Annotated in this window: 20 protein-coding genes and 1 riboswitch; of the genes, 19 read left to right on the forward strand and 1 reads right to left on the reverse strand. The window is 35.2% G+C overall.

All coding sequences use genetic code 11. The annotated features are described in order from the left end of the window. The 5 genes from thrA (at nt 1) to ACEN92_RS17075 (ending at nt 5,339) form a co-directional block, all read left to right on the forward strand. Nucleotides 1–2,415 carry a bifunctional aspartate kinase/homoserine dehydrogenase I gene (gene thrA, locus ACEN92_RS17055; RefSeq protein WP_495639534.1) on the forward strand — a complete coding sequence of 805 codons (2,415 nt, stop codon included), beginning with the start codon at nt 1–3 and terminating at the stop codon, nt 2,413–2,415. A gap of 52 nt (nt 2,416–2,467) precedes the next feature. After that, nucleotides 2,468–2,902, forward strand: coding sequence for an OsmC family protein (locus ACEN92_RS17060; protein ID WP_495639535.1), 435 nt, complete (start codon nt 2,468–2,470; stop codon nt 2,900–2,902). Between the two features lie 38 nt (nt 2,903–2,940). Then, on the forward strand, nt 2,941–4,113 hold the full coding sequence (locus tag ACEN92_RS17065) for a trans-sulfuration enzyme family protein (protein WP_495639536.1): 1,173 nt from the start codon (nt 2,941–2,943) through the stop codon (nt 4,111–4,113). Between the two features lie 179 nt (nt 4,114–4,292). Beyond that, nucleotides 4,293–4,799, forward strand: coding sequence for an RDD family protein (locus ACEN92_RS17070; protein ID WP_495639537.1), 507 nt, complete (start codon nt 4,293–4,295; stop codon nt 4,797–4,799). A 129-nt stretch (nt 4,800–4,928) separates the two neighbouring features. Next, complete coding sequence (locus ACEN92_RS17075; protein ID WP_495639538.1) at nt 4,929–5,339, forward strand: RrF2 family transcriptional regulator; 411 nt, start codon at nt 4,929–4,931, stop codon at nt 5,337–5,339. Nucleotides 5,340–5,454: 115 nt separating this feature from the next. Here ACEN92_RS17075 and ACEN92_RS17080 read toward each other — a convergent pair whose 3' ends face one another. Then, nucleotides 5,455–6,237, reverse strand: a complete 783-nt coding sequence (locus ACEN92_RS17080) for a sulfite exporter TauE/SafE family protein (protein WP_495639539.1) — start codon at nt 6,235–6,237, stop codon at nt 5,455–5,457. Nucleotides 6,238–6,546: 309 nt separating this feature from the next. On the opposite strand from ACEN92_RS17080, the gene ACEN92_RS17085 reads away from it, so the two are divergent. The 14 genes from ACEN92_RS17085 (at nt 6,547) to ACEN92_RS17150 (ending at nt 23,916) form a co-directional block, all read left to right on the forward strand. Next, complete coding sequence (locus tag ACEN92_RS17085) at nt 6,547–7,449, forward strand: sulfite exporter TauE/SafE family protein (RefSeq protein ID WP_495639540.1); 903 nt, start codon at nt 6,547–6,549, stop codon at nt 7,447–7,449. Between the two features lie 21 nt (nt 7,450–7,470). Then, nucleotides 7,471–8,181 (forward strand): phosphoadenylyl-sulfate reductase, encoded by a 711-nt coding sequence (locus tag ACEN92_RS17090; RefSeq protein ID WP_495639541.1) that lies wholly within the window; start codon nt 7,471–7,473, stop codon nt 8,179–8,181. Between the two features lie 141 nt (nt 8,182–8,322). Further along, nucleotides 8,323–9,222, forward strand: coding sequence for a sulfate adenylyltransferase subunit CysD (cysD, locus tag ACEN92_RS17095; RefSeq protein WP_294925276.1), 900 nt, complete (start codon nt 8,323–8,325; stop codon nt 9,220–9,222). Between the two features lie 116 nt (nt 9,223–9,338). Continuing rightward, a complete protein-coding gene (locus tag ACEN92_RS17100) occupies nt 9,339–10,583 on the forward strand; it encodes a sulfate adenylyltransferase subunit 1 (protein ID WP_495639542.1) in 1,245 nt (414 codons plus the stop codon). Between the two features lie 73 nt (nt 10,584–10,656). Beyond that, nucleotides 10,657–12,747, forward strand: a complete 2,091-nt coding sequence (locus ACEN92_RS17105) for a ferredoxin-like domain-containing protein (protein ID WP_495639543.1) — start codon at nt 10,657–10,659, stop codon at nt 12,745–12,747. Next, nucleotides 12,740–13,513: a uroporphyrinogen-III C-methyltransferase gene (gene cobA / locus ACEN92_RS17110; protein WP_495639544.1), complete on the forward strand. Its 774-nt coding sequence runs from the start codon at nt 12,740–12,742 to the stop codon at nt 13,511–13,513. The genes ACEN92_RS17105 and cobA overlap by 8 nt, the downstream gene beginning before the upstream one ends. A 214-nt stretch (nt 13,514–13,727) precedes the next feature. Then, complete coding sequence (locus ACEN92_RS17115) at nt 13,728–14,309, forward strand: precorrin-2 dehydrogenase/sirohydrochlorin ferrochelatase family protein (RefSeq protein ID WP_495639545.1); 582 nt, start codon at nt 13,728–13,730, stop codon at nt 14,307–14,309. Nucleotides 14,310–14,403: 94 nt separating this feature from the next. After that, nucleotides 14,404–15,456 (forward strand): NAD(P)/FAD-dependent oxidoreductase, encoded by a 1,053-nt coding sequence (locus ACEN92_RS17120; protein WP_495639546.1) that lies wholly within the window; start codon nt 14,404–14,406, stop codon nt 15,454–15,456. Nucleotides 15,457–15,670: 214 nt separating this feature from the next. After that, nucleotides 15,671–15,783: riboswitch (SAM riboswitch) on the forward strand. Nucleotides 15,784–16,118: 335 nt separating this feature from the next. Beyond that, nucleotides 16,119–17,123, forward strand: coding sequence for a homocysteine S-methyltransferase family protein (locus ACEN92_RS17125; RefSeq protein ID WP_495639547.1), 1,005 nt, complete (start codon nt 16,119–16,121; stop codon nt 17,121–17,123). Nucleotides 17,124–17,282: 159 nt separating this feature from the next. Beyond that, on the forward strand, nt 17,283–17,720 hold the full coding sequence (locus ACEN92_RS17130; RefSeq protein WP_495639548.1) for a hypothetical protein: 438 nt from the start codon (nt 17,283–17,285) through the stop codon (nt 17,718–17,720). A 249-nt stretch (nt 17,721–17,969) separates the two neighbouring features. Beyond that, nucleotides 17,970–20,645 (forward strand): methionine synthase, encoded by a 2,676-nt coding sequence (metH, locus tag ACEN92_RS17135; RefSeq protein ID WP_495639549.1) that lies wholly within the window; start codon nt 17,970–17,972, stop codon nt 20,643–20,645. A gap of 91 nt (nt 20,646–20,736) precedes the next feature. After that, nucleotides 20,737–21,693 (forward strand): methylenetetrahydrofolate reductase [NAD(P)H], encoded by a 957-nt coding sequence (gene metF, locus ACEN92_RS17140; RefSeq protein ID WP_495639550.1) that lies wholly within the window; start codon nt 20,737–20,739, stop codon nt 21,691–21,693. Nucleotides 21,694–21,956: 263 nt separating this feature from the next. Next, complete coding sequence (locus ACEN92_RS17145; protein WP_495639551.1) at nt 21,957–22,610, forward strand: class I SAM-dependent methyltransferase; 654 nt, start codon at nt 21,957–21,959, stop codon at nt 22,608–22,610. Between the two features lie 79 nt (nt 22,611–22,689). Then, nucleotides 22,690–23,916 carry a dicarboxylate/amino acid:cation symporter gene (locus tag ACEN92_RS17150; protein WP_495639552.1) on the forward strand — a complete coding sequence of 409 codons (1,227 nt, stop codon included), beginning with the start codon at nt 22,690–22,692 and terminating at the stop codon, nt 23,914–23,916. The last annotated feature ends 22 nt before the right edge of the window (nt 23,917–23,938 follow it).

The following is a 23,938-nucleotide window of genomic DNA, read 5'->3' on the forward strand; positions in this document are numbered from 1 at the left end:
ATGAAAATATTAAAATTTGGTGGTAAATCGTTATCAAACGGAGAAGGACTTAATAAAGTAGTTTCTATCATTACTGAGAAAGTAAATCAAGGCGAAAAAATTGCTGTAGTAGTTTCGGCAAGAGGAAATGCTACAGATGAATTAGAATATATTTTAAAAATTGCCGCTAAAAACGGGGACTACAAACGACTTCTGGAGAATTTTAAAACCTACCAAATTTCAGATTATCCTCAGGTTGATTTATCCGAAGAGTTTACTGTTTTGGATAAACTTTACGAAGGAGTAAGTTTAATTGGCGATTACAGCAATAAAATTAAAGACCAGATTTTGTCTAAAGGCGAATTGCTTTCTGCAAAATTATTGACGGCTATTTTAATTGAAAAAGGGATTCCTGCCAATTTTACCGATTCAAGGGAGTTGCTTAAAACAGATTCTAAATTTGGTGATGCACAGCCTTTGGAGCAGCTTTCCAAGAAAAACGTTGTCAATTATTTTAAAGAGCACAATGGTTCTACTGTTAATATCATCACTGGTTTTATTGGTTCAAATAACAACAACGATACTACAACTTTAGGAAGAAACGGCAGTAATTATACCGCCTCTTTAATTGCTAATTATTTAAATGCAGAGGAATTACAAAACTTTACACACGTTGACGGAATTTATACCGCAAATCCGGATTTAGTTGCGGATGCCAAAAAAATAGAGTTTTTATCATTCAATGAAGCAAATGAATTAGCAAATTTTGGTGCTACTATTTTGCACGCCAAAACGATTATTCCTTTGTTGGAAAAAAATATTCCGCTTAGAATTTTAAATACCTTCAACCATGAAAACCGCGGAACTTTAATTACTTCTGATACTGCAAAAGAAGGAATTAAAACGCTTTCTGTTCTTGAAAATGTTTCCCTTTTAAATCTTGAAGGTCGTGGATTACTTGGTAAAGCTGGAGTTGATGCCCGAATTTTCAAGGTAATGGGAGATCACAATATCAGTGTAAGCATTATTTCGCAAGGTTCTTCGGAAAGAGGAATTGGACTTGTGGTTGCTACTGATAAAGCCACAACAGCAATGGTTGAATTGGAGAAAGAATTCGAAAATGATTTTTATTCGAAAGATGTAAATCAGATTACGGTAACAGACAATGTTTCGGTTATTTCGATTATTGGCCAGGATCTGAGTACTTTCCATAAACCATACACAGCATTAATCAAAAATAAAATTGTTCCGATATTATTTAACAACACAGTTACGGGTAAAAACGTGAGTTTGGTGGTTAAAAAATCTGAACTTAATAAAGCTTTAAATGTAATTCACGGAGAGATTTTTGGGGTTTCCAAAAAAATCAATATTGCGATTTTTGGGCATGGATTAGTTGGCGGAACGTTAATCAACCAAATTTTAGAATCGGCAGATGCTATCGAAAAACGTAAGGACATTAAACTGAATGTTTTTGCAATTGCAAATTCTAAAAAACTGATTTTAAATAATAATGGCGTGACTGCTGACTGGAAAAATGAAATTCAGAACAAAGGACTTGATTATACTATTCAGGATATTATTGAGTATGCAGATAAATATCACTTAGAAAATTTAATCGCGATTGATAATACGGCAAGTGCATCGTTTGTAGAAAATTATATTCCACTTGCAGAAAGCAGTTTCGATTTGATTTCTTCTAACAAAGTGGCGAATACTTTGACTTATGGTTTTTATAAAGAACTAAGAAAAGTTCTGGCCGAAAATCAAAAGAACTATTTGTACGAAACCAATGTTGGAGCCGGATTGCCATTAATTGATACCATAAAATTACTGCATCTTTCAGGAGAAAATATCACTAAAATAAAAGGGGTTTTTTCAGGAACTTTGAGCTATTTATTCAATAATTTCTCTGCAAAAGACGCTCCGTTTAGTGAAATTCTGCAGGAAGCAATTGACAATGGATATACAGAGCCGGATCCGCGTGAAGATTTATGCGGAAATGATGTGGGTAGAAAATTATTGATTTTAGCAAGGGAATTAGATTTACAAAATGAATTTGAAGAAATTTCAATTCAGAATTTAATTCCTGAACATTTGCGTGAAGGAAATGTTTCAGATTTCTTAACCAAACTAAAAGAATTCGATCCGATTTACGATAAAATAAAAGCCGAGCAAAAGCCAAATCACGTATTAAGATACATTGGTGAATTGTCCGGAGATTTGCAAAACGATAAAGGGAATCTGGAAGTAAAATTAGTTTCAGTGCCATCAGATACAGCTTTAGGCGGATTAAAAGGTTCAGATTCTTTCTTCGAAATTTATACAGAATCTTACGGAGACAGACCAATTGTAATTCAGGGAGCCGGAGCAGGTTCTGCTGTAACTGCGAGAGGAGTTTTTGGGGATATTTTGAGATTATCGGATAAAGGGTAAATAATTATAGATTGCAGATTTTAATTTTTGAATTCAAGCAAAAAAGAAAAAAATGAAAATAACATTAAACAGAGTAAATGATAACTTTCACTTCGAGTTAAAAAATGAACGTGGACATATAGTAAATGTTGATGCGCGACCAGAATTTGGAGGGAATGATATGGGGCCAAGTCCTATGGAATTAGTTTTAATGGGAGTTGCAGGCTGCAGCGGAATTGATATGATTTCAATTTTGAAAAAGCAACGTCAGGAAATTACTTCTTTTAAAGCTGAGGTTGAAGGCGAGCGCGTACAGGTAGGAGAGGCAAAACCCTTTAAAGATATTTACGTAGTTTTTTCTTTGGAAGGAAATATTAAAGAAGATAAAGCAGCAAAAGCAGCACAATTATCATTCGAAAAATACTGCTCAGTTTCTAAAACAGTAGAACCAACAGCAACAATTCATTATAAAGTAGTTTTGAACGGAGTGGAATTAGATAAAATCTAAACCAACAACCAAAAACTATTAACAATAAACTAATTAAAATGAACGAACAAGAATTTGGTTTTGAAACTCAAGCCATCAGAACACATTTAGAAAAATCACAATTTCAGGAACATTCAACTCCTTTGTATTTATCATCAAGTTTTGTATTTGAAGATGCAGAGGACATGAGAGCTTCTTTCACTGAAGAAAAAGTACGTAATATTTATTCCCGTTTCAGTAACCCAAACACAACAGAATTTGTTGATAAGGTTTGCGCTATGGAAGGAGCTGAGGCTGGTTATGCTTTTGCAACCGGAATGGCAGCTATTTATTCGACTTTTGCCGCTTTACTGGATTCAGGTGATCATATTGTGTCTGCGGGAAGCGTTTTTGGATCGACTCATGCGTTGTTTATGACTTATTTCCCAAAATGGAAGATTGAAACAACTTATTTCGATATCAATAAACCGGAAACAATAGAAAGTTGTATTAAACCAAATACTAAAATTTTATATGCTGAAACACCTACAAATCCAGGTGTAGATGTAATTGATTTGGAATTATTAGGTCAAATAGCTAAGAAACACAATCTGATTTTGATAATTGATAATTGTTTCGCAACACCATATATTCAACAGCCTATTAAATACGGAGCGCATTTGGTTGTTCACTCGGCAACAAAATTAATGGATGGACAAGGCCGTGTCTTAGGGGGTGTTGCAGTTGGAGATGCGGAGTTGATCCGTAAAATATACTTATTTTCAAGAAATACAGGGCCGGCAATGTCACCATTTAATGCATGGGTATTGTCAAAAAGTTTAGAAACTTTAGCAGTTCGTGTTGATAAACATTGCGAAAATGCTTTGAAAGTAGCTGAATTTTTAGAAAGTCATCCAAATGTAAATAGTGTGAAATATCCATTCTTGAAGTCACATCCGAAATATGAAATTGCCAAAAAACAAATGCTTTTAGGAGGTAATATTATTGCATTTGAAATTAAAGGCGGAATCGAAGCAGGGAGAAAATTTCTGGACAAGATTAAATTATGTTCACTTTCGGCAAACATTGGAGACGTAAAAACTATTGTGACACATCCTGCATCAACAACACACAGTAAATTGTCTGTTGAAGAAAAGCTGGCAGTTGGAATTACTGAAGGCTTAGTGCGTGTTTCTGTAGGTTTGGAAACTGTAAAAGATGTTATTGCTGATTTAGAGCAGGCACTTTCTTAAAATGTTTTAGATTTCAGAAAATCTAAAACACATAAATAACGATTTTTGACTGTAAAATTTATTACTGTTAGAAATCGTTATTTATTTATTGTATTTCATAATTGTTTAGGGAGAAAAGTATATTTTTGTTTGGATTAAGAATTAAATATATTAACAGCATAAACAAAACCAATTACAGCATGAGCAACTCTACTTACATTCTCGATGACGATTTATTAGCATCTTCGGGAACTCGTTTTTTAAACTATATTTTAGATGTTACCTTCTTTATAATTCTATTTTTATTTGTTGTTGTTTTTTTAGGTCTTATCATAGGTTTGTTTGAACTGACCAGCTTTGGACTGTGGCTGGATACTATGGGTGATTTAGGATGGAATGTTATCGGAGTAGCCATTCTTATGTTTTATTATTCTACAACAGAAGGTCTTTTTGGCAGATCTTTAGGTAAATTTATTACCGGTACAGTTGTAGTGGATGAAAATGGAGAAAAACCGGATTTTGGAACAATTTTAAAAAGAAGTTTATGCAGAATAATTCCTTTCGACGGACTTTCATTTTTAGGATCAGGAAGAGGATGGCATGATTCTATGTCTGATACTTATGTAGTAAATAAAAAAGCTTTGGACGAAAGCGTAAAAATGTTTCATGAACTTAAACTAATTGGAATTCAGGAAACAGATTTATAAATAAGGAAAAATTACATTTTTATTCTTTGTTATTCTTCAATCAAAAAGTATATTTTTGTGTTTAAAGAAATGAGGGGATTTCAGTTATAAAATCTAAAATCAACATTCTAAAATCTAAAATCCTAAGAAGTGCTTTCAAAGAAAACAAAATACGGAATTAAAGCTTTAACATTTTTGGCCAGACGTGTGAATAACGAGCCTGTACAAATTGCTGAAATAGCTAAAAGTGAACATATTTCAATTAAATTTCTGGAAAGTATTTTATTATTGCTTCGGAATTCCGGTTTTTTAGGAGCTAAAAAAGGAAAAGGCGGAGGTTACTATTTAATAAAAGACCCTAAAGATATTAGTATGGCCAAAGTATATCGTATCCTCGAAGGTCCAATTGCTTTGCTTCCATGTGCGAGCCACAATTTTTATGAAAAATGTGATGATTGTGATGATGAAACGACCTGTGCAGCTCGTCGCCTAATGACTGAAGTTCGTGATAATACGCTTAAGATATTAGAAAGTAATTCACTTGCAGATATTGCCTTTTAAACAGGTTTCCTGAGAATCAATTAAAAATAAAAACGACCATTTCACTGAGTTTTCTCAACGAAATGGTCATTTTTATATCAAGAATCTTAATGCATTTAAGATATATAAAAAAGATTTAAAAAACCAATTTATAGCCTACCATAAACAGCATTACAGCAATTGCATTTCTAAGGAATAAATCAGGGACTTTTCCGCTTAGCATACTACCCATGTAAATTCCCGGAAGAGATCCTAATAATAACTGGCTCAGCAAAGCTAAATCTAAATTTCCCATTGAGGCATGCCCTATTCCTGCAACAAGAGTCAAAGGTACAGCATGGGCAATTTCAGTTCCAACTAACCTGGGCGTTGGTAAAATTGGGTAAAGGAAAAATAAAGTGACTGTTCCTAAAGCTCCGGCCCCAATCGAAGTCAGTGTTACAGTAGCTCCTAATAAAATACCAATTGCAACTGTTAATACATTTTGAGTTTTACTTTCGTAATGAAATTTGTCTCCAGCGTGTTTTTGAGAAAATATCATAATTTTCTTTTTAAACAAAATAGCGATAGAAGTAAATAATAAAGCCCAGCCTAAACTGTACTTAATTATCGCGTTCATAGCAGTAATATCAGTTTTAATGCTCTCCAGTATCCATAACGTTATTAAAGCCGCGGGAACGCTTCCCAGAGAAAGCCAGCCTGTTATTGTCCAATTAATATTCTTTTTTTTGTTATGAACATATACACCGCCTATTTTGGTAAAAGCCGCATATAATAAATCAGTACCAACTGCAGTAGTTGGAGGAATGCCAAACCATAACAGAATAGGGGTCATCAATGAACCACCACCGACACCGGTCATTCCTACCACAAAACCAACAAATAAACCTGCAATTATAAGCCCTATTTGAAAATCCATAAAAATAAAATTTCGCCAAAAATACAACTAATTTATAATAATCCTATAGATCTTATAGACTATATATGAAATATTTTTTAGATATATGTTAAGTATTTGGATTTTAGTTTTTTAATAATTGAATTCCTTTTTGGTATTACTGGATCTGTAGAAAAATGTAAGTTTTATTTTAATTGTTTGAAATTCAGCTTTTTTTTAAAATAATTTTTAAATATTATTTTGTTATTTGCAAATAAATACTAATTTTGCATAGTAATCTACTAAGCCGATAGGGTAATGGATTTAAAAAGAATATTTGAAAAGAAAAATATGGGAAAAGAATTAAAAACAGGCTCAGTGGAAATAAAGAATGAATCATCTTTAAAGGAAAGATTATGGGTTATAATTCCGGTAGTATTATTAGTAGGTCTAATAGGAACACTTATTTATAATCATCATACTGAATTTTCGTGGGACGGATTTCTGGGAGGTTTTAATCAGGAGTTTTTAGTATTTTTCTTTATAGGTGTTTTTGCTCAGTTAGTAGACGGAACTTTAGGAATGGGTTACGGAGCAACTTCAACTTCTTTTTTATTGGCTTATGGAGTGCCGCCGGTAATTAGTAGTACCGGAGTTCATGTTGCTGAAATGTTTACAACGGGCGCATCAGCAATATCACATCATAAATTTGGAAATATAAATAAAAAATTAGTTAGAAATTTATTGATTCCGGGCGTTCTTGGTTCTATAACAGGAGCTTATTTGTTATCAGATGTTATTAATGGAGACGCTATAAAACCATTTATTGCGGTTTATATGATTGTTTTGGCGATTATAATTATTAAAAAAGCACTGGCGAAAAACATTATTAAAAAGAAAACAAAAAAGTTAGGAGTTTTGGCAGCTTTTGGAGGTTTTATGGATGCTGTAGGTGGTGGTGGCTGGGGACCAATCGTAACTTCAACATTATTAGGACGCGGTAGAAATCCCCGTTATACAATTGGTTCTGTAAATGCAGCAGAATTTGCGGTTTCATTTGCAAGTGGAATTACATTTATGCTTTTTGGAGGAATTGCGGGATGGCAAATCATTATCGGATTAATTTTAGGAGGGGTAATCGCAGCACCATTGGCAGCTTATTTGGTTAATAAAATTAAAAGAAAGCCAATGATGATTGCAGTAGGAATTTTAATTATTTTATTGAGTTTAAAAACATTATCTAAATTATTATAATAGTATTTAGAGACAAAAAATATGAGTGCAACAATTATAAATACTTTATTAGATAAAACGAAAGATCTTTCTCTTGAAGAAACACTTTCATTTTTAGCTAATGAGTATCCGGACAAAGTAATTTTTTCAACATCATTTGGACAGGAAGATCAGGTAATTACTGATTTTATATTTAAGAATGATATCGCAATTAAAGTATTTACTTTAGATACCGGAAGATTATTTCAGGAAACGTATGATGTTTTTCATAAAACATTAAAAAAGTACAAAAAAAATATTGAAGTTTATTTTCCGGAAGCAACTGCAGTCGAAAATTTATTGAAAGCAAAAGGCCCAAATAGCTTTTATGATTCAGTTGAGAACAGAAAAGAATGTTGTTTTATTCGAAAAGTAGTTCCGTTAAGAAAAGCTTTGGCAGGAAATGCAGTTTGGATTACAGGTTTAAGAGCAGAACAATCAGAGAACAGAAATGATTTACAATTGTTTGAATACGACGGAGGATTTGATATCATAAAATTCAATCCGTTATTAAAATGGTCTTTGCAGGAAGTTGAGGATTATTTGAAAGAGTATAATGTACCGCAAAATACATTGCATAAAAAAGGGTTTGTAAGTATTGGATGCGCGCCTTGTACCAGAGCAATTTTCCCGGGAGAAGATATAAGAGCAGGAAGATGGTGGTGGGAATCAAGTCATAAAGAATGTGGTTTGCACAGCGCGAAGAAAGAATAGAGGAAGAAGCAAGAGTAGAGAGAATAGAATAAAGAATATAGATTTTAATTTCCACAGGAACGATTTATATTGTAGAATAAAGTTAGTCTAAGCTGTTTCTAAAAACAGACATTGAATAAAATATCAAATAAAATATCAAAAATGAGTTCAGTATTAAAAACAAATGCTTTAGAAAGCGAAGCGATATATATCTTTAGAGAAGTGGTTTCTCAATTTGACAAGCCAGTATTGCTTTTCTCCGGAGGAAAAGATTCTATAACATTAGTGCGTTTGGCACAAAAGGCATTTTTCCCTGCAAAAATTCCTTTTCCATTATTACACGTTGATACGGGACATAATTTTCCTGAAACAATTGCTTTCAGAGATAAATTGGTTGAAGAATTAGGGTTAGAGTTAATTGTTCGTAATGTTCAGGATGCAATTGACGAAGGAAAAGTAGTTGAAGAAACTGGGAAATATTCCAGTAGAAACAGTTTGCAGACGATTACGCTTTTAGATGCAATCGAAGAATTCAAATTTGACGCTTGTATTGGTGGAGCACGTCGTGATGAAGAAAAAGCAAGAGCTAAAGAACGTATTTTTTCAGTTCGTGATGATTTTGGTCAATGGGATGAAAAAAACCAACGTCCGGAGTTGTTTGATATTTTAAATGGAAAAATTGAAAATGGTCAAAACGTTCGTGTTTTCCCAATTTCAAACTGGACAGAATTAGATGTTTGGAGTTATATCGAAAAAGAGCATATCGAAATTCCGTCTATTTATTTTTCACATAAAAGAAAAGTTTTCCTGAGAGATGGTATGATCTGGTCACATTCTCCATTTGTATATCAGGAAGAAGATGAGGAAATAGAAGAAAGAATTGTTCGTTTCAGAACCGTAGGTGATATGAGTTGTACAGCAGCAGTTGATTCTTACGCAGCAACAATTGCTGAAGTGGTTGGTGAAATTAGATCGTCAACCATTTCAGAAAGAGGTGCCAGAATTGATGACAAACGTTCTGAGGCCGCAATGGAGAAAAGAAAACAACAAGGATACTTTTAATCCAATTAAAAATTTGGAATTAAAAATTAAAAGTCTCTAAAATAAAATTCAAAAAACATACAGATTATAGTTTCTAAGACAACCTGAAACTTTAAACCTGAAACAAAATATACAGAATGGAAGTTTTAAAAATAGCAACAGCAGGAAGTGTAGATGACGGAAAAAGTACTTTGATCGGAAGATTATTGTATGATACAAAATCATTGACTACAGATAAAATTGAAGCAATCGAAAAGAGCAGTAAGCAAAAAGGATACGATTATCTTGATTTCTCATTGGCAACTGACGGATTGGTAGCAGAAAGAGAACAAGGAATTACAATCGATGTAGCGCATATTTATTTTTCGACAGCAAAGAAAAGTTACATTATTGCAGATACTCCGGGCCACGTAGAATATACAAGAAACATGGTTACGGGAGCTTCGACTTCTCAGGTTTCAATCATTTTAATTGATGCCAGAAAGGGAGTTATCGAGCAGACTTATCGTCACTTTTTTATCAATAATTTATTGAGAGTAAAAGAGGTAATCATTGCGATCAACAAAATGGATTTAGTTGATTATTCTGAAGAAGTTTTCAATAAAATCAAAGCCGATTTCCAGGCATTGAATGCTAAAAGTACTTTCAAGGAGCAAAACGTAAGTTACATTCCGTTAAGCGCAATCAATGGTGGAAATGTAGTTGATAAATCTGAAAACATGAAATGGTATGATGGTCAAACTGTTTTGGAACATTTAGAAGCATTACATTCTTCAGATGTTTTTGAAACAGGAAAAGCACGTTTCCCGGTTCAGACTGTGATTCGTCCAAAAACAGAAGAATATCATGATTTTAGAGGTTACGCAGGAAAATTATACGGAAATTCAATAAAAGTTGGGGATGCTGTAACAGTTTTACCTTCTTTAACCGAATCGAAAGTGACAAAAATTCACTTTTTTGATAAAACATTTGATGAAGCAGCTGCAGGTTCTTCAATTACAATTGAATTAGATAATGATATCAATGTAACAAGAGGTGATATGATTGTAAAATCGTCAGAGCTTCCAAAAATTGAAAAAGATATTGAAACTACTATTTGTTGGATGGACAGCAAAAAATTGGTTCCTGGAACTAAATATTTTGTACAACACAACACAAACAGGGTTTTAGCAAAAATAGAAAGTGTTAAGAACACAATCGCTACCGATTATTCAGGAACAACTCCGGCTTCACAATTAGCAATTAATGAAATAGGAGAAGTAAGTATCAAATTAAGCAAGCCTTTATACTTTGATTCTTATAACGAAAATAAATCAAACGGAGCTTTTATCTTAATTGATGCGGCAACAAATACAACAGCAGGAGTTGGATTCATAAAATAGTTGATAGTTGATGGTTTTTAGTTGATAATTATACTGCCAACAACCGCCAACCGCCAACCATAAACTAAAAAATATGGAAAGTTTTAGAACAGAAATAGAAAATCCGATAGTTCAGAAAGAGATTATCGATTTAGAAAAAAAGATTCATTTATTCCGCGGAGGAAAAATTGATGATGAGCGTTTTCGTAGTCTTCGTTTAGCGCGTGGAATTTACGGACAGCGTCAGGAAGGTGTTCAGATGATTCGTATCAAATTGCCTTATGGTAAAGTGACCAGCGAGCAATTAGTGCGTATTACTAAAGTTTCTGATGAATATTCTACAGGACGTTTGCACATTACAACACGTCAGGATATTCAGATTCACTACGTAAGTTTAGACAGAACTCCTGAACTTTGGGCAAACCTTGCCAAAGACGATATTACATTGCGTGAAGCTTGTGGTAACACAGTTAGAAATATTACAGGAAGCGAATTAGCAGGTGTAGATGTAAACGAACCATTTGATGTTACGCCTTACGCACACGGAATGTTTCAATATTTATTGAGAAATCCTATTTGTCAGGAAATGGGACGTAAATTCAAAATTTCGTTCTCATCATCTGATGAAGATACCGCTTTGAGTTATTTGCACGATTTAGGGTTTATTCCAAAAATTGTAAATGGAGAGCGTGGTTTTAAAGTAGTTTTTGGTGGAGGTTTAGGTTCACAGCCTGCTCATGCCGAATTGCTTTCAGAATTTATTCCGGTAAATCAAATCATTCCAACAGCTGAAGGAATCATCCGTATTTTTGACCGATATGGTGAGCGTGCCAAAAGAATGAAAGCACGTATGAAATTCTTAATCAAAGAAATTGGGAAAGATGTTTTCCTTGATTTGGTTGAAAAAGAGAAAAAAGCAATTGCTTTTGAAACATACGAAATTGACACCACTGCTTTTGAAGGACCAATTCCGGAGCCGTTACTAGAGGCGCCTCAGGTTACAATCGATGACACAGCGGCCTATGAAGCCTGGAAAAAATTGAATGTAATTGCTCAGAAACAAGCAGGTTATTACGCTATTGGAATCAAAGTTTTATTAGGAGATTTTTATACTGATAAAGCAAGACTTTTAGCTGATTTGATTAAAAATTACGGAGCAAATGAATTACGTTTTTCATTGCGTCAGAATATTGTAATTCGTCACATAAAAGAAGAAAATTTACCTTTCTTTTATCAGGAATTAGCCAAATTAGATATGGTTGCTTTAGGTTACAATACCATTGGCGATATCACTGCTTGTCCGGGAACCGATACTTGTAATTTAGGAATTGCGAGCAGTACCGGAATTGCAGATGAGTTAGAAAAAGTAATCAAAGCAGAATACCCGCAATACAGCAACAATACCGAAATTGAAATCAAAATCAGTGGTTGTATGAACGCTTGCGGACAACATAATATGTCGGCAATTGGTTTTCAGGGAATGTCAATCAATTCAGGAAAATTAGTAGCTCCGGCATTGCAGGTTTTATTAGGTGGAGGAAGATTAGGAAATGGAGAAGGACGTTTTGCAGATAAAGTAATTAAAATACCAAGTAGAAGAGGACCAGATGCATTACGTACAATCTTAAATGATTACGATGCAAATGGAAGCGGACAGAAATTCCTAAATTATTATGATGCTAAAGGAGAAAAGTATTTCTATGAAATCTTAAAACCTTTCGCAGATGTAACCAATTTAACAGAAGCTGATTTTATTGACTGGGGTAACGCAGATAACTATGTAAAAGCAGTTGGAGTTGGAGAATGTGCAGGAGTTGTGATCGATTTAGTAGCTACTTTATTATTAGAAGCCAAAGATAAATTGACTTTCGCTCAGGAATCTTTCGACGAAGGTAAATGGTCAGATGCTATTTATCATGCGTATGCCGGATTTGTAAACGGTGCAAAAGCATTATTGCTTTCAGAAAACGAAAAAACTAATAATCACGCTGGAATTATTGATTTGTTTGATACTGTTTTCATTGCAACTTCTAAAATTGAATTGCCAACAACATTCAGAGAATTGGTATATCAAATCAATACAAATGAACCAACTGAAGCATTTGCAAAAAAATATATTCAGGAAGGAATTGCGTTTTTTGATATAATTGAAAAATACAGAGCACAGGAATTAGCTAATGCATAATATCAAACCAAAAGTAACTTTAGTCGGTGCAGGTCCCGGCGATCCGGAATTGCTTACGCTAAAAGGTGTAAAAGCATTGGCTGAAGCGAATGTGGTTTTGTATGACGCCTTGGCGAATGATGAAATATTAGCACATGCTCCAAAGGATTCCATCAAAATTTTTGTTGGAAAACAAATTGGGAATCACGCTTATACGCAGGACCAGATTAATCAGTTGATTGTAGATAATGCATTGACTTACGGAAATGTAGTACGTTTAAAAGGCGGAGATCCTTTTGTTTTCGGGCGTGGAAGTGAAGAAATAGAATTTGCAGAAAGTTTCGGAATCGAAACAACTGTAATTCCGGGAATTTCTTCAGTAGTTGCAGTTCCGGCGAGTCAGGGAATTTCCATTACAAAAAGAAGCGTTTCTGAAAGTTTTTGGGCGATTACAGGCACAACTTCCGACAAAAGATTATCTTCAGACGTAGCTTTGGCAGCGCAGTCATCGGCAACAGTCGTGATTTTGATGGGAATGCATAAATTGCCTCAAATTATTGAGTTATTTCAAAAAGAAGACAAGGGAGATTTGCCAGTTGCGATCATTCAAAACGGAACAACAACCGAAGAAAAAACAGGCGTTGGAACAGTAGATTCAATTTTGAAAATCGTAAAAGAACAAAAATTGAGTTCGCCGGCAATAATTGTTCTCGGAGAAGTCGTTCGCGAAAGCAGGAAATTAAAAGGATTTTATGAAGAGTTTCTGGCTAAAGAAATAGTTCAATAAAGTTCCGTAGGAACGGTAAATATTGTAGCGTCGGATTTTAATCCGATGAAAGCGAAAGCAATAAATTAAAAGGATTTTACGAAGAGTTTCTGTCAAAAGAAATTGTACGATAGAAAAATTTCGTAGAAATGACAAATATTGTAGCGCCGGATTTTAATCCGATGGTTCAATAAAATATAAATCATCTAATTTTGGCTGATGAAAATAAATTAAAATGGAACAAAACGAATTATATCCGATATTCTTAAAACTTCACAATCTGAATGTACTGATTGTGGGCGGGGGAAATGTTGGTTTAGAAAAGCTTTCTTTTTTATTAAAATCGAGTCCAAATGCAAATGTTGAAGTGGTGGCGCCAGTCTTTCATCTTGATATTCAGGTTTTGGCTGAGAAACATCCTTCGATTAAACTGACACATTCGAAGTTCAAAAAGAAAATGCTCAAAAAGCGTCACATGGTAATTGCTTGTACCGATGATTTGAAAGTCAATAAAAAGATATACGATTTGTCCCGAAAGCGTTATTTGATTTGCAATATTGCCGATACGCCAGATTTATGTGATTATTATTTAGGCGGAATCGTAACAAAAGGAAATGTAAAAATTGCCATTTCGACCAATGGAAAATCACCAACAACAGCCAAAAGGCTGCGGGAGTTTTTCGAAGAAGTAATTCCTGAAGATATCAATCAAATGGTTGAAAACCTTAATGAATACCGGAAAACTTTAAAAGGTGATTTTGAAGATAAGGTAAAAAAGATGAATGAAATAACCGCTTCATTAAAAAATAAAGAGTAAAAATTTCGCAAAGAATGAATGATAAAAATCAGTGAAATTAGAATAAATTATTCGTTTCTTTGTATTATTAAGAATGATTATAAACAACAACATAATGATTAAAACAGATATACTTATAATTGGAGCAGGACCAACAGGTTTGTTTGCCGTATTCGAGGCAGGATTATTAAAATTAAAATGCCATATTTTAGATGCTTTACCACAAGCAGGAGGACAACTTTCAGAATTGTATCCTAAAAAACCTATTTATGACATTCCTGGTTTTCCGGAAGTATTGGCAGGAGATTTAATTGATAACTTACAGGAACAAATTAAACAATTTGAGCCGGGTTATACCTTAGGAGAACGCGCAGAGACTATCGAAAAACAAGAAGACGGAAGCTTTATTGTTACTTCAAATAAAGGAACCAGATTTCATGCGCCGGTGATTGCTATTGCAGGAGGTTTAGGAAGTTTTGAGCCTCGCAAACCACTTATAGAAGATATCGAGTTTTATGAAGATAAAGGAGTAAAATACTTCATTAAAAATCCTGAAAAATTCAGAGACAAAAGAGTTGTAATTGCAGGAGGAGGAGATTCAGCATTAGACTGGAGTATTTTCCTTGCTAATGTAGCTTCAGAAGTAACTTTAATTCACCGTAGAAACGAATTTAGAGGAGCATTGGATTCTGTAGAAAAAGTACAGGAATTAAAAACTGCAGGAAAAATTAAATTAATCACACCGGCAGAAGTTATAGGAATCAACGGAGCAGAGCATGTTGAATCTTTGGATATCGAAGAAAACGGCGCACACCGTAAAATCGAAACAGATTTCTTTATTCCACTTTTCGGATTGACGCCAAAATTAGGACCAATCGCAGACTGGGGGTTAGAAATCGAGAAAAACGCGATTAAAGTAAACAATGCTTTAGATTACCAAACCAATATTCCGGGAATCTTTGCTATCGGAGACGTTAACACCTATCCTGGTAAATTAAAATTGATCCTTTGCGGTTTCCACGAAGCGACTTTAATGTGTCAGGCAGCCTACCAAATTATCAATCCGGGTAAAAAATATGTATTGAAATATACAACTGTTTCAGGTGTTGATGGTTTTGACGGAACTCGTAAAGAAGCTCCGAAAGCGGTTGTTAAGGCAATAGTTTAGTCTGAGCTTCTAAGATACTAAGTTTCTAAGACACTAAGGTTTATATAAAACGCCCAAACTGAAAAGTTTGGGCTTTTTTGTCGAAAAAAATTTTAAAACCAGCGTCTTTTAAAAAAACTTAGAGCCTCAGAATCTAAGCAACTTAGAAACTTAAAAAAACACTTGCAAGTCGTAAGGCTATTTCATAACTTTGCGCCGTTCCTATTTTTATTGTCAGTTATCACGAAAGGCGGAGGGAAAGACCCGATGAAACCTTAGCAACCCTTTACCATAAAGAAGGTGCTACATTCTACTTAATACCAACAAAGTATTCAAGATAGATAACACAAATACACAAAGTATTTCTCAAACTTTTCCTGACAACATTACAATATAATTTTACTGAATTAATTTCAGTATCATGAGCGAATCATTGACGCATTTTTTGCAGTCATGGGTTCCCGCTTTTCGCCTTTATCTCTCCGTTTCACTGCGAGGATAATGGCTCAATCGGGGCTATCGAGCCGGCAATAGTGAACTTTTGGAATTAATGTGAATCAAAACATCCAGAGTTAAACCCGACAGATTTTAAAACCTGCTAAGGTTTAAATCCGGGAATATAATTAAGTAAAAAACTTAGCATCTTAGCGCCTTAGGGACTTAGTAGCTAAAAAATAAAAAACATGTCAATAACAATTCAGGAAGCAATCAAAAAAAATATCCTAATTCTAGACGGGGCAATGGGAACCATGCTGCAGCGCTATAATTTCTCGGAAGAAGATTTTCGTGGAGAGCGTTTCAAAGATTTTCCACATCCCTTAAAAGGAAACAACGATTTACTATCCATAACACAACCGCAGGCAATCCGCGATGTTCATGCCGCTTATTACGAGGCCGGAGCAGACATTGTAGAAACCAATACTTTTTCAGGAACCACAATCGGTATGGCCGATTATTTCCTGGAAGATTTGGTTTATGAATTAAATTACGAATCGGCTAAAATTGCCCGTGAAGTTGCTGATGAATTCACCGCTAAAAATCCAGACAAACCCCGTTTTGTTGCCGGATCCATCGGTCCAACGAACAGAACGGCAAGCATGTCGCCGGACGTAAACGATCCGGGTTACAGAGCCGTCACTTTTGATGATTTGCGTATTGCCTACAAACAACAAGTAGAAGCCTTAATGGATGGAGGATGCGATTTACTTTTGGTAGAAACTATTTTCGATACGTTAAATGCCAAAGCAGCACTTTTCGCCATAGAAGAAGTAAAAGACGAACGTAATATTGATATTCCAATCATGGTTTCCGGAACGATTACCGATGCGTCAGGAAGAACACTTTCCGGGCAAACGGTGGAAGCGTTTTTGATTTCAGTTTCGCATATTCCGTTATTAAGTGTAGGTTTTAATTGCGCTCTTGGAGCCGATTTGTTGAAGCCGTATTTAAAAACATTATCGCAGCATACACAGTTCAACGTTTCAGCACATCCAAATGCAGGTTTGCCAAATGCATTTGGACAATATGATGAAACGCCGGAACAAACTCAGGCCTTAATCAAAGAATATTTAGAGGATAATTTAATCAACATTATTGGTGGTTGTTGCGGAACAACTCCGGATCATATTCGATTAATTGCTGAAGTGGCGAAGGATTATAAGCCACGTGTGGCACCTGTTTTAGTATAATTTTTGAATTTCCTAAAAGGTTTCCGAAAGCTTGTAGGTATAAATTGTTGACGAATAAAAAAGCAAATATCCAAGGTTTGAAAGCCTTGGAGGTTGAATGAGCATAAAAGTTTCATAAGAAAGATATATACATAGATTTATTCCTTTTGAAAAATAAAAATGGCAGAAAATAAAAGAGATTTAAATAAAGCTGAGAAGATTATAGGAATAATTTTTTTTGCACTAATATTTTTATCTGTTGTTTTTTCAATTAAGAATGGCAATAAATATGATGAATATAAGAAGACATTTAAAGGTGAAACGATTGGACTTGCGACTAGATTTGAACGTAAAGGAAAAAGAGATTATTTAAGATATTATTTTTATGCAAATAAAAAAATCTTGTCTGAAATTTATAGCGAAGATGGAGGTCTTGTAGATAAGTTTTATAAAGTAAAATACGATTTAAATAACCCAAATGAACATTATATTATTTTGGAAGAAGAATTAAAACCCGATTCACTTGCACTAGTTAAAGCGGGTTTTACTAAAACTAAATATTATATCTATGATGGCGGTGTAACATGTAAATACATAGAGAAGTCAAAATGGAAATGATTTTGAATTAAGAAAAAGACAATTAATCTCGGAACAAATAAATTTATTATAAAACCGAGATAGCGTGAGGGATAGAAGTGAAAAGCCCGCAGACCAATGCAGTGATAACGGAATTGGTTGAGGACTTGTAACGGATAGCCCGGCCCTTGGGACACGCCCAAAATAGAAGATAAAGGTTATAACCTTATAAAAATAGAATTGAAAAACTCAGAATCTAAGCAACTTAGAATCTTAGTAACTTAAAAAGAAATGGCAGAAAAAAGAAGAGACCTTGTATTAGCAGGATTAGAACCGTTGATTATTACGCCCGAAAGTGTTTTTGTAAACGTTGGGGAGCGTACGAATGTAACGGGATCGCGAAAATTCCTTCGCCTGATCAAGGAAGAGAAATATGACGAGGCGCTTGATATTGCAAGACAACAGGTAGAAGGTGGAGCACAAATCATCGATATTAATATGGATGAAGGAATGCTTGACGGTGTTCAGGCAATGACAAAATTCCTGAATTTAATTGCATCAGAACCGGATATTTCGAGAGTGCCGATAATGATCGACAGCTCGAAATGGGAAATTATCGAAGCAGGTCTGAAAGTAGTACAGGGGAAAAGTGTTGTCAACTCGATTTCGTTGAAAGAAGGTGAAGAAGCCTTTATTCATCACGCCAAATTAATCAAGCGTTATGGAGCTGCGGCTATTATCATGGCTTTTGACGAAGTAGGTCAGGCCGATAATTTTGATCGAAGAGTAGAAATTTGTCAGCGTTCGTATGATATTTTGGTTAACAAAGTGGGTTTTCCTCCACAGGATATTATTTTCGATTTGAATATTTTTCCCGTTGCAACCGGAATGGATGAGCATCGTTTGAATGCGATTGATTTTTTTAGAGGTACAAAATGGGTTCGCGAAAACCTGCCCCACGCACACATCAGTGGTGGAGTGAGCAACGTTTCGTTTTCTTTTAGAGGAAATGACACAGTTCGTGAAGCGATGCACTCGGTGTTTTTATACCATGCGATTCAGCACGGAATGACAATGGGAATCGTAAATCCGGAGATGCTTTCTATATATGATGATATTCCGAAAGATTTATTAGAACACGTAGAAGACGTAATCTTAAACAGACGCGACGATGCAACTGAACGGCTTCTGGATTTTGCGGAGAATGTAAAAGGCGAAGTAAAATCAGATGAAAAAGCGATTCAGGAATGGCGTTTAGGAACAGTTCAGGAGAGAATTACGCATTCATTAGTAAAAGGTGTTGATGCTTTTATAGAAATTGATGTTGAAGAGGCTCGTTTAGCGGCAACAAAACCAATTGAGGTTATCGAAATCAATTTGATGACGGGAATGAATGTGGTTGGAGATTTATTCGGAAGCGGAAAAATGTTCCTGCCTCAGGTAGTAAAATCGGCTCGTGTAATGAAAAAAGCCGTAGCTTATTTATTGCCTTACATTGAAGCAAGCAAACAAGCCGGCGACAAACAAGGAAACGGAAAAATATTGATGGCAACCGTAAAAGGCGATGTTCACGATATTGGTAAAAATATTGTTTCGGTGGTTTTGGCCTGTAACAATTACGAGATCGTCGATCTTGGTGTGATGGTGCCTCCGGAAAAAATTATTGCCGCTGCGATTGAACATAATGTCGACATTATCGGTTTAAGCGGACTGATCACACCTTCGCTTGACGAAATGGTGTATCTGGCCAAAGAATTAGACAAACAAAATATTAAGATTCCGATTATGATTGGTGGGGCAACCACTTCGCGTGCGCATACCGCCGTTAAAATTGCACCTCAATACAGAGAAACTGTCATTCACGTAAACGATGCTTCGCGCGCCGTTACGGTTGCAGGAAATCTTTTAGATCATAACCGTAAAATATATGCAAGCGATATTCGTGCAGAATACGATGCGTTTAGGGAAACATTTTTAAATCGTTCGAGAGATAAAAACTTCCTGACAATCGAGCAGGCAAGAAAAAATAAATTGCAATTGGATTGGGAAAATTTCACTCCGGTGAAACCAAATATAATAGGAGAACAGGTTATCGAAGTAGATTTGGATGTTTTGGTTCCGTATATCGACTGGACGCCGTTTTTCAGAACATGGGAATTGTTTGGGAAATATCCGGCGATTTTAACCGATGAGGTTGTAGGCGAGCAGGCAACCTCGGTTTTTGCTGATGCTCAGGAAATGCTGAAAGTGATTTTGGCAGAAAAGAAATTACAAGCCAAAGGAATTTATGGTATTTTCCCTGCGAATCAAATCAACGATGATGATATTGAACTGACAGATGAAAACGGAAAACCATTACAGACATTTTTGACTTTGCGCCAGCAATCACAAAAAACAAAAGGTGCGCCGAACATCGCATTAGCAGATTTTATTGCGCCAAAAGAAAGCGGAAAAATTGATTATATGGGTGCATTCTGTGTAACAACCGGTTTTGGTGTTGATGAATGGGCTGCCGAATTTGAAAAAGATCTGGACGACTACAATTCGATTATGGTAAAAGCATTAGCTGATCGTTTTGCGGAGGCTTTCGCCGAATATCTTCACGAAAAAGTGCGTAAGGAAATCTGGGGTTATTCATCTGATGAAAACCTAAGTACAGAAGCTATGATTGCAGAAGATTACAAAGGAATTCGTCCGGCACCGGGTTATCCGGCTTGTCCCGACCATTTAGAAAAACCAACAATCTGGAAGCTCTTAAATGTAGAACAAGAAATTGGAGTTACCCTGACCGAAAGTATGGCAATGTGGCCGGCTTCATCAGTTTCAGGATATTATTTCGGAAATCCTGAAAGCAAATATTTCGGACTAGGAAAAATAAAAGAAGATCAGGTAATTGATTATGCCAAACGACGTAATGTGCCGACAGATTACGCAATGAAATGGTTAAACCCTAATATAGCAGATTAACTAAAAGTTATTTTGGTTTCAGGTTTCAAGTTTCAAGTTGCTCTAGAGAACTTGAAACTTTGAACTTGAAACTTTGAAACAAAAAACAAAAATGAAAGTAACACAACATATAGAAAACGCCAAAGGAAAGACATTATTCTCATTTGAAATTATTCCGCCTCAAAAAGGAAAAAGCATTCAGGAATTATACGACAATATCGATCCGTTAATGGAATTTAAACCGCCATTTATTGATGTAACGACTTCTCGCGAAGAGTATATTTATATCGATAAAGGCAACGGGCTTTTGGATAAAAAACTGACTCGTATGCGTCCGGGAACGCTTGGAATTTGCGCTTCTATAAAACACAAGTACAATGTTGACACTGTACCACACCTGCTTTGCGGAGGTTTTACACAGGAAGAAACTGAGTACATGCTGGTAGATTGTCATTATCTTGGAATCAACAACGTAATGGCGCTTCGCGGCGATGCCATGAAAGATGAACAGTCTTTTGTACCTAAAGCCGGAGGTAACCATTATGCTATCGATTTAGTTCGACAAATCAACGACTTGAATTGTGGAAAATATCTTCATGAAGTTATGGATATAGACAATAGAGCCGATTTTTGTATTGGTGTCGCAGGTTATCCGGAGAAACATTTAGAGTCTCCTTCGTTGCAGTCTGATTTGAGAAGATTAAAGGAAAAAGTAGATGCCGGTGCTGATTATGTGGTAACCCAAATGTTTTTTGATAATTCAAAATATTTTAATTTTGTAGAAAAAGCTAGGGAAATGGGTATTACGGTGCCAATTATTCCGGGAATTAAACCAATCGCGGTTCAAAAACACATGCAGATTCTGCCTCAGATTTTCCGTATCGATTTACCGGAAGATTTGATTCACGCTGTTGATAAATGCAAGAATAATGCAGAAATCAAACAGGTAGGAATCGAATGGGCAATTCAGCAGTCATTGGAGCTTAAAGCAGCCGGAGTTCCATTTTTACATTATTATTCAATGGGGAAATCGGAAAATATTCGCCAAATCGCGAGTCAGGTTTTTTAAAGGTTTTTTACTCGTTTTTTAGTTCTTTGAATACAATTTTGTCATTCCGAGGAACGAGGAATCCCCGCAAGTAGCTCGACAAAAATTGTCAATTTTGTTTGCGGAGTTCCTTGCGGGGATTCCTCGTTCCTCGGAATGACAGACATTGCTTAAACTGTAGTGTGATTGCTTTGTTCTTTGCAATGACAAGCAACTTGGAGTTTGGATCCGAGCGCCAGTGAATTGGCGAAGCAATTTTTTAATTGGAATTTAATTTTTAGTTTATGAAACAGGAAGAATTACACGAAATTGCCTCCCAATTAAAACTTCCAACCGGAAAGAAAGGAATAGAAATGGCCAATATGATGCATGAAACCAACATCAACATGACACGCCATTCCATTCAAAATCTAAATATTTCAGCAGGAAATATAATTCTGGAATTGGGTCACGGAAACGCAGGACATGTAGAATTTATATTTGAACAAGGGGATAACCTGAAATACTACGGACTCGAAATGTCTGAATTAATGTTTCAGGAGGCACGCCGGATCAACAGAAATTTTGTCTCTCAAAAGCAAGCTTTCTTTTCGCTTTATGACGGAAATGCAATTCCGTTTCAAGATACTTTTTTCGACAAAATATTTACAGTTAACACGATTTATTTCTGGCAAGATCCTGAAAAATTGCTTTCAGAAATTTACAGGGTTTTAAAACCAAAAGGCATTTTCTGTATCACTTTTGCAGAAGAAAGTTTCATGAAACAGCTCCCTTTTACCAAGTACGAATTTGAACTTTACAGTACTGAAAAAATAGAGCAATTAGTTCAAAAAACGCTGTTCAAAATCTTATACAAGGAGACCTTAACTGAAAAGGTCAAAACTAAAACAGGCGAATTGGTTGATCGGGATTTTACCACAATTGTTTTAGAAAAATAATTTTTGAACTCTTTTTTTGAGTAATTTAATTGATTTTATTTCAGGATTCCATTTCTTCAAATCCCAATACTTTAAAATTATGGAGGTTAAAAAAATCAATTTTCTGCAAAGCTACAGCAGTATCCTTTTATTGCTTAGCGGTATTATAGTTGGAAGTATTCTTGGATTAGTCTTTGGAGAAAAAGTTGAGGTTATAAAACCACTCGGAGATATATTCCTGAATTTGCTTTTTACAGCGATTATTCCACTTATATTTTTCACAATTGCTTCTTCTATTGCCAATTTAGAACGAACAGAAAAGTTAGGAAAGCTGTTCATTGTAATGATTGTTGTTTTTTTAGCTACAATTTTGATTTCGGCTATAGTAATGATTTTGGCCGTTTATCTTTTTCCAATTCATCAAAATATCATTATTTCTAAAGTTCCCATTGAAAATATAAAATCCGGAAGTATTGGAGATCAGATAGCGCAATTGCTGACCGTAAATGATTTCTTCGAATTATTGTCCCGAAAAAGTATGCTCGCTTTAATTATATTTTCTTTTTTAATTGGCTTTGCGAGTTTGCAGTCCGGAGAAAAAGGAAGTGCTTTCAGAGGTTTTCTGGATTCAGGAAACGAAGTCATGAAACAACTTCTGAATATCATTATGAAATTGGCGCCAATTGGTCTGGGGGCTTATTTTGCTTATCAGGTAGGAGTTTTTGGTCCACAGTTATTTTTTGGAGTTTATGCTAAACCTTTGGGCGTTTATTATGGCGCTTGTGTTTTTTACTTTTTTGTATTTTTTAGTTTATATGCTTTTGTTGCCGGTGGAAAACGAGCTTTCATTGTATTTTGGAGCAATAATATTACACCGGCTTTAACGGCTGTGGGAACCTGCAGCAGTATTGCAACAATCCCTGCAAATCTGGAAGCGGCAGAAAAAATGAACGTACCAAAACATGTCCGGAATCTGGTTATTCCGCTTGGAGCGCCTTTGCATAAAGACGGTTCGAGTATGTCTTCGATTTTAAAAATAACCGTTCTTTTTGCCATGTTTGGAAAAGATTTTACCGAGCCTTCAACTATACTTTTGGCGTTAGGCATTACTGTAATTGTTTCGATTGTTGAGGGCGGAATTCCGAATGGAGGATATATAGGAGAAGTTTTGGCTATTACCGTTTACGGATTACCAATGGAACAGGCGTTGCCGGTTGCCATGATTTTAGGAACCTTGGTTGATCCGATTGCGACTTTATTAAATGTCAATGGCGATTTGATTTGTTCGATGATGATTTCACGGTTTTCCGAAAAAACTAAATTCTAAAAATATAATTTATAACTATTTC

Source organism: Flavobacterium sp. Flavsp81, assembly GCF_059491325.1.

Bases quoted from the DNA above. Each gene is read 5' to 3' on its own strand.
- cysD (WP_294925276.1), top strand. From the start codon at position 8,323: ATGAGTTCAGTATTAAAAACAAATGCTTTAGAAAGCGAAGCGATATAT.
- ACEN92_RS17105 (WP_495639543.1), top strand. From the start codon at position 10,657: ATGGAAAGTTTTAGAACAGAAATAGAAAATCCGATAGTTCAGAAAGAG.
- ACEN92_RS17100 (WP_495639542.1), top strand. From the start codon at position 9,339: ATGGAAGTTTTAAAAATAGCAACAGCAGGAAGTGTAGATGACGGAAAA.
- ACEN92_RS17060 (WP_495639535.1), top strand. From the start codon at position 2,468: ATGAAAATAACATTAAACAGAGTAAATGATAACTTTCACTTCGAGTTA.
- metF (WP_495639550.1), top strand. From the start codon at position 20,737: ATGAAAGTAACACAACATATAGAAAACGCCAAAGGAAAGACATTATTC.
- ACEN92_RS17120 (WP_495639546.1), top strand. From the start codon at position 14,404: ATGATTAAAACAGATATACTTATAATTGGAGCAGGACCAACAGGTTTG.
- ACEN92_RS17080 (WP_495639539.1), bottom strand. From the start codon at position 6,237: ATGGATTTTCAAATAGGGCTTATAATTGCAGGTTTATTTGTTGGTTTT.
- metH (WP_495639549.1), top strand. From the start codon at position 17,970: ATGGCAGAAAAAAGAAGAGACCTTGTATTAGCAGGATTAGAACCGTTG.
- cobA (WP_495639544.1), top strand. From the start codon at position 12,740: ATGCATAATATCAAACCAAAAGTAACTTTAGTCGGTGCAGGTCCCGGC.
- ACEN92_RS17130 (WP_495639548.1), top strand. From the start codon at position 17,283: ATGGCAGAAAATAAAAGAGATTTAAATAAAGCTGAGAAGATTATAGGA.
- ACEN92_RS17125 (WP_495639547.1), top strand. From the start codon at position 16,119: ATGTCAATAACAATTCAGGAAGCAATCAAAAAAAATATCCTAATTCTA.
- ACEN92_RS17070 (WP_495639537.1), top strand. From the start codon at position 4,293: ATGAGCAACTCTACTTACATTCTCGATGACGATTTATTAGCATCTTCG.
- ACEN92_RS17145 (WP_495639551.1), top strand. From the start codon at position 21,957: ATGAAACAGGAAGAATTACACGAAATTGCCTCCCAATTAAAACTTCCA.
- ACEN92_RS17090 (WP_495639541.1), top strand. From the start codon at position 7,471: ATGAGTGCAACAATTATAAATACTTTATTAGATAAAACGAAAGATCTT.
- ACEN92_RS17065 (WP_495639536.1), top strand. From the start codon at position 2,941: ATGAACGAACAAGAATTTGGTTTTGAAACTCAAGCCATCAGAACACAT.
- ACEN92_RS17115 (WP_495639545.1), top strand. From the start codon at position 13,728: ATGGAACAAAACGAATTATATCCGATATTCTTAAAACTTCACAATCTG.
- ACEN92_RS17150 (WP_495639552.1), top strand. From the start codon at position 22,690: ATGGAGGTTAAAAAAATCAATTTTCTGCAAAGCTACAGCAGTATCCTT.
- thrA (WP_495639534.1), top strand. From the start codon at position 1: ATGAAAATATTAAAATTTGGTGGTAAATCGTTATCAAACGGAGAAGGA.
- ACEN92_RS17085 (WP_495639540.1), top strand. From the start codon at position 6,547: ATGGGAAAAGAATTAAAAACAGGCTCAGTGGAAATAAAGAATGAATCA.